This window comes from Sphaerospermopsis sp. LEGE 00249 (assembly GCF_014299995.1).
GTDB classification, from domain to species: domain Bacteria; phylum Cyanobacteriota; class Cyanobacteriia; order Cyanobacteriales; family Nostocaceae; genus Sphaerospermopsis; species Sphaerospermopsis kisseleviana.
Map to the genome: position 1 here is coordinate 26,303 of NZ_JACJUZ010000059.1, position 8,023 is coordinate 34,325.

7 protein-coding genes are annotated in these 8,023 nt (G+C 37.3%); 2 read left to right on the forward strand and 5 right to left on the reverse strand.

Annotated features, from left to right (window positions below; all coding sequences use genetic code 11):
* Position 1: 1 nt before the first annotated feature.
* The 5 genes from dhaK to H5968_RS18365 form a co-directional block, all read right to left on the reverse strand.
* Positions 2-1,075 carry a dihydroxyacetone kinase subunit DhaK gene (gene dhaK, locus H5968_RS18345; protein WP_187041107.1) on the reverse strand — a complete coding sequence of 358 codons (1,074 nt, stop codon included), beginning with the start codon at positions 1,073-1,075 and terminating at the stop codon, positions 2-4.
* A 150-nt stretch (positions 1,076-1,225) separates the two neighbouring features.
* A complete protein-coding gene (locus H5968_RS18350; protein WP_187041108.1) occupies positions 1,226-1,753 on the reverse strand; it encodes an HMA2 domain-containing protein in 528 nt (175 codons plus the stop codon).
* A gap of 346 nt (positions 1,754-2,099) precedes the next feature.
* A complete protein-coding gene (locus H5968_RS18355; protein ID WP_187041109.1) occupies positions 2,100-2,390 on the reverse strand; it encodes a DUF5132 domain-containing protein in 291 nt (96 codons plus the stop codon).
* A 607-nt stretch (positions 2,391-2,997) separates the two neighbouring features.
* Complete coding sequence (gene def, locus H5968_RS18360) at positions 2,998-3,537, reverse strand: peptide deformylase (protein WP_187041110.1); 540 nt, start codon at positions 3,535-3,537, stop codon at positions 2,998-3,000.
* Positions 3,538-3,626: 89 nt separating this feature from the next.
* Complete coding sequence (locus H5968_RS18365; protein WP_187041111.1) at positions 3,627-4,883, reverse strand: HhoA/HhoB/HtrA family serine endopeptidase; 1,257 nt, start codon at positions 4,881-4,883, stop codon at positions 3,627-3,629.
* A 154-nt stretch (positions 4,884-5,037) separates the two neighbouring features.
* Here H5968_RS18365 and dnaA point away from each other — a divergent pair, with 154 nt between their 5' ends.
* Positions 5,038-6,414: a chromosomal replication initiator protein DnaA gene (gene dnaA / locus H5968_RS18370; RefSeq protein ID WP_096572816.1), complete on the forward strand. Its 1,377-nt coding sequence runs from the start codon at positions 5,038-5,040 to the stop codon at positions 6,412-6,414.
* Between the two features lie 442 nt (positions 6,415-6,856).
* Positions 6,857-8,005 (forward strand): DNA polymerase III subunit beta, encoded by a 1,149-nt coding sequence (gene dnaN, locus H5968_RS18375; protein WP_187041112.1) that lies wholly within the window; start codon positions 6,857-6,859, stop codon positions 8,003-8,005.
* Positions 8,006-8,023: the final 18 nt, after the last annotated feature.

Consider the following 8,023-nt stretch of genomic DNA (forward strand, 5'->3'; position numbering starts at 1 on the left):
TTCAAACTCCCCAGCGTAAACTTGCGGTTTTAACTGGTGCATCCCATAGCTGTAACATTTCCTCGTCTAACTTCAGCAGCGTGATGGAACAACCTTGCATTTCTAATGATGTCATGTAGGGTCCAATTAGATTACGCACTATTTCCAGTCCTTCCATCTGACAAAGTTCTGCTAGTTTGCGGTAGACGAGATAAAGTTCAGAAATCGGAGTCCCACCCATACTATTAACAAAAGCTAAGAGGCGATCGCCTTTTTGCAACGGTTTATTTAATAGTTCCACATCCTGCCATTCTTCCTTGGTTTCGTCCCATTCCCGCACCGTGCGACAATAGGCAGTATCATCAAAGAGCGATCGCCATAAAATCTCCGTAATTTCATCCCCTGACATCATAGAAACCCGTTCTCTTCCTGGTTCTCCATGAATGCCAATACCTAATTCTATCTCATCATCCCCCAAAGCAAAAGTCGGTGTACCCTTAGCAGGAACAGTACAAGAACTCAACGCTACCCCCACACTACGACCATGCAGATTTACCTTTTTACACAAATCAGCTATCTGCTGTAAATCATAGCTGTTTTCTGCCGCCGCACCACAAATTTTTTCTGCCAGTACTGTTGTTCCCACACCCCTTCTTCCTTGGGTATATAAACTATCCTTCACTGCCACATCATCATCAATAATAATATTTAATGTACGGATACCCTCACTTCTGGCTAACTCCGTAGCCATTTCAAAATTCATTACATCGCCACTGTAATTTTTCACAATATAAATAATACCCGCACCCCCATCAACCTGCTGTGCGGCGGCTAACATTTGATCAGGAGTGGGAGACGTGAAAACCTCTCCAGGACAAGCAGCATCAAGCATTCCCATCCCCACAAAACCCGCGTGCATTGGTTCATGTCCACTACCACCACCGGAAATAATTGCTACCTTACCCTGTACAGGTGCATCTGCTCGATAAACAAAAGTTGGCTCAAAATTTACCTTTATTAAATCAGTATGAGCAGCAGCCATACCTGCTAAACTTTCCCTAACAAATGCTTCTGGTTGATTAATCAGCTTTTTCATAATTTCTGTTGGCAAAGGTGCTAAGATTCAGGATAAACTTTTACAGCGCCAAATTTCAGCATTTTTGCTCATGAAAGGGAACAGGGAACAGGGAACAGTTAGTCAACTAATTAACGATAAAATTTCGACATCAAAAGATTTTCAAATCTGTCACCTGTCACCTGTATTGAATTTCAAGAAACTATCAAAAGCGTACCAAGCTAAAACATACCAAGGGATTACTTCTAATTGCAAACCCTTAATGATTAACTGTCTTACTGCTAAAGTACCAAGTCCCAAGGGAAACAGAAAACGCAAATCTACAGAACCATTTGTAGCACGTTCAACTCGTTGGTTTAAATCAATCACTGCATGAGATATTCCCGATGCTGCTTCAGTTTGACCTTGGGTAATATCTGTAAAAATTATGCCTATATCTTTCAGTGTTTCCAAAATTTCTGATAAAGTACCAGTTTGATGATCATGATGAATCAAAATACTACCATGATGAATATTAGTTCTCACCTGACTAATGTGAGGTTGTGCTGTTAAAAAATTGGCGATATGTTGCATTTTCTCAACTTTACGGTTTTTCGGTGCAACTCTTAACCTGAGTCTTCCTGGAGTATCACTGACAATTTTTGTAGCAATGGGATTAAAGGATTTATTTAAATTTGCTTTATCTGTAATTTTTAACATATAGCGTCCAACTTGATTTATAAATTTTTATCAGAGTCAGGGAATAGGGAACAGGTAGATGAGGAGGAAAATTTTAGATTTTAGATTTTAGATTTTAGATTTTAGATTTTAGATTTTAGATTTTAGATTTTAGATTAGAGTTTATCAATACAATTCAAAATCCAAAATCCAAAATCCAAAAGAACAACTTCTGACTTCTGACTTCTGACTCCTGACTCCTGTACGGGCGAAGGATTCGGGCGAACAATTATTAATTTTTATCACAGGTTATTTTCCGAATGCTTCGCCCCTACGACTCCTGACTCCTGAATTCTTACTTCATAATTCAATTACGAATTACGAATTATTAGGAATTATGTTGATTTTCCGAAGCAGTTTCAAATGCTAGTGTGTGTTGTTCTTCTGCTATTTCTGCTCTAGCTTCAGCGACTATATCTTCCCAAGTTTCACCCAATTCAGCAAAAACTCCCTTGCTTTTTTGGTAAGCAACAAGACCACCTTTAACTATTGATTTAACTATGGGTTTACCCACTCCAGCAACAACAGGAATGACCACAGGTGCAAGTAAAACAGCACCAATTCCGACGATAATTCCAGGAGCGCCAGCATCTTCTACAAAATCAGTAATTTTCGCCATATTAAATCAACCTCCTATAAATTAGAGAATCTTCAATAAGCCTTTTAATTTACTCTAATTTTAGTCATTATTTCCTCTTACTACTGGTAGAGGTTTTTTATAATTCAAACTCAACCTTATGTAGTAGGGCTTGTATTTGGCGTTGATTTCGGGGCATAATTTATCACAATCTTGGTAAAAATCAGAAAAATGACACGCTTTATCCATGACCAATTTTCCCAACTATATCTAGATAGGATTTACGCAAGATGTGACTGAAAACCTTATTCTTGCCTAGGGGTAATTCATGAATTACCCCTACTTTCTTTCCCTTTTGCGTAAGTCCTGTAGATTTAGAAAATAGTTGTTGATAATTTGTTGATAATTTGTTGATAAAATTAAGGTAAATTATATCCCCGATTTTTCACAAAGATAAATCATTTATTGATTGTTTATAAGTATTCCACAATAGCACTTGTTGATACCGAGATCCACGACTTCTGCAATCAATTCACAATTTATGGACAAGCTCATAAAAGAAGTCGGGGTTCTGATCACTCTATTCCTGAATGCTTACGATTTTTTCAAAGAGAATATCGGGGATTTTTATTAAATTCATGGAAAATTATCAACTCTTCTCTGCTTTAACTATCCTCTGTTGATATTCAGTTTCAGTCATTAATTCTTCAGTAGATTCAACCCTGTCTAAAAATACCATACCTTCTAAATGATCATACTCATGTTGAAAAATCCGCGCTACAAAATCAGTTAATTCGTGTTGTTGTAAATTTCCATCTCTATCAGTATATTCAATTTCAATTGTTTGATATCTGGGAACTAAACCCCTAATTCCGGGAACACTTAAACAACCTTCCCAACCTTTAACAACTTCCGTTGAATGACTAATAATTTGCGGATTAATCATTGCTGTTGGTTGCATTTCTGGTGCATCTGGATATCTGGCATTTGGACGGGAAGCAACAATTAATAAACGTAATGATTCAGCTACCTGTGGTGCAGCAATTCCCACACCATTAGCTTGAACAACTGTAGCTATTAAATCATCAATTAATTTTTGAATTTTCTCATCTTGAATATTCTCCACCCAAGCTGCTTTTTCACGTAATTTAGGATTACCTAATTGAATAATTGATGATTTATCGGTCATTTTGCCAACTCCTGTAAAATAGGACTAAAAACTTGATTCTTGTGTAGGGGTAATTCATGAATTACCCCTACTCTTATTACTGTCAACTATTACCTATCACCTCTAATGGGTAAAGGTGCAGGTCTAACTATTAATTGAACAGTTGTTCCATTGCGTTCTACTTGTATTGGTAGAGGACTACCAACTTGACTATTTTCTACTATTTTTTGCACTTCTTCCACTTTAGTTACAGGTTGATTATTAATACTTTGTATCACATCCCCTGCTCTGAGTCCACCAATGGCTGCTGGTGATTCTGGAACAATTCTCACTAATAAAACTCCTTGTTCTGCAACTAAAACTCTATCCCCAAATCTAGTATTTATTCTTTCCTTAACTTCTGGTGTCAGCGCCACCATTTGTACACCCAAATAAGGATGATCTACCCTACCTTTGCTAATTAATTCTTGAGAAATTTTTTGCACGGTATTAATAGGAATTGCAAATCCTAAACCTTGAGCGCCTTGAATAATCGCTGTATTCATTCCTATGACTTCACCACGAGCATTCAGTAGTGGACCACCAGAGTTACCAGGATTAATTGCTGCATCTGTTTGTAAATAATCTACTCGTTTATCACTAGCACCAATATCACTACTAGAACGATCTGTAGCACTCAAAATTCCTGAAGTAACTGTATTATTTAAACCTAAAGGATTACCAATAGCAATTACCGCTTCACCTGGTTGTAATATATTAGAATTACCTAAAGCTATAGCTGGTAAATTATTAGCATCAATTTGAATGACTGCCACATCTGTAACTGGGTCTTCTCCTAATACTTTACCCTCAAAAGTTCGCCCATCTTTGAGTGTTACCGTAACTTCATCTGCTCCATCTACGACATGAGAATTAGTTAAAATTTGTCCAGAGGAATTAATAATAAATCCAGAACCACTACCCCTTTCTACTCTTTCCCTTGGCTGGGGTATTCTATCACCAAAAAATCTGCGGAAAAATGGATCGGAAAATTCTGCTGGTATTTGAGATGTGACTGTTTTAGCGGAATCAATGCGAACTACCGCACCACCTACTTTTTGTACTACTTTGACAACAAAATTAGGGTCGCCAGAAGATGCGATAATTGCAGGAGGCATAATTCCTGCATTTGTGTTTGTAGTTTTGTCTAATTGATTTGTGCCTTGTTGTGCTTCTAAAGTTCTACTATTTAAGTTAGAGCAGCCACTAAGAACTACTGCGGCTAACCCAGTTATTAACATCCAAACTCTGGTTTTTGCTTTCCTGTGGTGGATCAAATCACTGGTATCAATATGTTTGGATTCTAGATGATGATGATTCGTATTCATGATGTTATTTTTTCTCCGTGTTAGTCGCTAGGTGGTAGGATATTAGCTACCTGGTTTTAACCAGAATGGTTACAGTTTCAAGTTACATAAAGTTACATAATTTTTTGCTCATATCTCCTTCTATTGTGGCAATTAGCAGCAAAGGTAGTAGATGATGGAATTTACCCTAGACAATCTGTGGCATCAGGTGTTAGAGCGTTTACAGTTAGAGTTATCTCGTCCTACCTTTGAAACTTGGATTAAAACAGCTAGTGCAGTACAGCTAGAAAATAATTGCTTAGTTATATCTACGCCTAATTTATTTGCGAGAAACTGGTTGCAAAAGTATTACATCAATACTATTGCGCGTGTGGTGCAGGATATTTTAGGTTATCCTGTAGTAATTTACATTACTGCTGTTCAAGGTGATGAAGTTTCTGGGTTAAATCAACAAGATGTTAATTGGGAAGTTCCAGCAGCTAATACTATTCAATCAAATGTTCCCAAAAATCAACAAAAAAGTACAGAGTTAAATTCTAAGTACGTTTTTTCTAGATTTGTGGTTGGCGCTAATAATAGAATGGCTCATGCTGCTTCTTTAGCAGTGGCAGAATATCCCGGTAGGGAATTTAATCCTTTATTTTTATGCGGTGGTGTGGGTTTGGGAAAAACCCATTTAATGCAAGCTATTGGTAATTATCGTTGGGAAATTTATCCTGATTCTAAAATATTTTATGTTTCAACCGAGCAGTTTACTAATGATTTAATTACGGCAATTCGTAATGATAGTATGCAGAGTTTTCGGGAACATTACCGGGCTGCTGATATTTTATTAGTTGATGATATTCAATTCTTGGAAGGTAAGGAATATACTCAAGAGGAATTTTTTCATACTTTTAATACTTTACATGAGGCAGGAAAGCAAATTGTCATTGCTTCTGATCGTCCTCCTTATCAAATTCTGAGTTTACAAGAGCGTCTTTGTTCGCGGTTTTCTATGGGTTTAATTGCTGATATTCAACCGCCGGATTTAGAAACCCGCATGGCAATTTTACAGAAAAAAGCTGAATATGAAAATATTCGTTTACCTATAGATGTAGTTGAATATATTGCTTATAATTATACTTCTAATATTAGAGAATTGGAAGGGGCGTTAATTCGGGCTTTGGCTTATATTTCTATTTGGGGTTTACCTATGACTGTGGAAAGTATTACCCCTGTTTTAAGCACTTCTAGCCAAAAAACGGAAGCAACACCAGAAGTTATTTTAAATGTGGTGGCTGAGTTTTTTAATCTTTCTAGTGAAGATTTAAAAGGTAGTTCTCGCCGTCGGGAAATTAGCTGGGCTAGACAAATTGGAATGTATTTAATGCGTCAATATACAGGATTAAGTTTACCAAGAATTGGGGAGGAATTTGGAGGGAAAGACCATACAACGGTGATGTATAGTTGTGAAAAAATTACCCAACTTCAGGAGACGGATAAAAGTTTAATGCAAACCTTACGACAGTTGAGCGATCGCATTAATATGAATACTCGTTATCAAAAGTAGTAAGTAACTCAACCTGAAAAAACGTAATACCCAGATACCCGACTTGTTTAATAAGTCGGGTATCTATTCACTGTCACCTGTCACCTAATATTAAGCATTAAGCAAAGTATAAAAAATTGTTAAATTTAACTGCGATTGTGGAAAAAATATTACCTTTTGGGGAAAAAGTTGTGGAAAACTTAATAATTTTGTAAGAAAAATACATTAAGTATAATTACTTTGTGGAAAACTAAGCGAGTTTTTCCACAGCTTTTCCACAAATGTAGAAATTAGCTATCAGTAATCAGCTTTTTAGCAGTCATATCTTCTATGTCAAAAATTTGTTACCATTGTTTTTCGCTTGTTAAGTCCATATTGATAGCGGTTGTCAGTGTGATGAGAACAAACATATCTCCTCAAACTCAACCCTATTCCCCATTCCCTATTCCCTATTCCCTGCTCTATGAAATTAGTTTGCTCTCAAAGTGACCTCAGTACCAACCTTTCCCTTGTCAGTCGTGCAGTACCATCAAGACCGACTCACCCCATCCTTGCTAACGTGCTTTTACAAGCGGATGCGGAAACTAACCAAGTCAGTTTAACAGCGTTTGATTTGAGTCTGGGTATCCGTACCAGTTTTAGTGCAGAAGTAATTGAAGGTGGGGCGATCGCTCTTCCTGCTAAACTACTTTTAGATATCACCTCTCGTTTACCAGAAGGGGAAATTTCCCTAGATGACGAGTCAGCAGACAACACCGGAGAAGGTATAGTAGTCACCCTCAAACCCCAAAGCGGTAAATATCAAGTCCGCGCTATGGGTGCAGAAGAATTTCCCGAATTACCTGTAATTGAAAGTTCGGAATCAATTCAACTCACCACCGCTGCATTAATTGAAGGTTTAAAAGGTTCTCTTTTTGCTACCAGTACCGACGAAACCAAGCAAGTGCTGACAGGGCTACATTTAACCGTTAAACAAGACACCCTAGAATTTGCAGCTACAGATGGACACCGTTTAGCAGTGTTGGAAACCGCTAACGAGCGTCCCTTAGAAGGTAGCGAACAGTTAGAAGTCACAGTACCAGCAAGAGCATTAAGAGAATTACAACGGATGCTTGCCCATAGTTCTTCTGAAGAAGCTGTATCCTTATATTTAGATCAAGGTCAAATAGTCTTTGCTTGGCAAAATCAACGTTTAACTAGCCGCACTTTAGAAGGACAATATCCCGCCTATCGGCAATTAATTCCCCGGCAATTTGAACGCCAAGTAGTATTAGAACGCAAACAATTTATCAGCACTTTAGAAAGAATTGCGGTATTAGCTGACCAAAAAAATAATATTGTCAAAATCAGCATTGATAACGAAAATCAAGAAATTACATTATCTTGTGAAGCGCAAGACGTAGGCAGTGGTACAGAGTCAATGCCAGCACAAATTTCTGGGGAAGATATAGACATTGCTTTTAATGTCAAATATCTCATGGAAGGTTTGAAAGAATTACCTTCTACAGAAATTCAAATGCACTTAAATCAAAGTTTAACCCCAGTTATTTTTACTCCTTTAGGTGGGTTAAAAATGACTTATTTAGCTATGCCTGTACAATTGAGAAATTAATAGGGGACTGGGGACTGG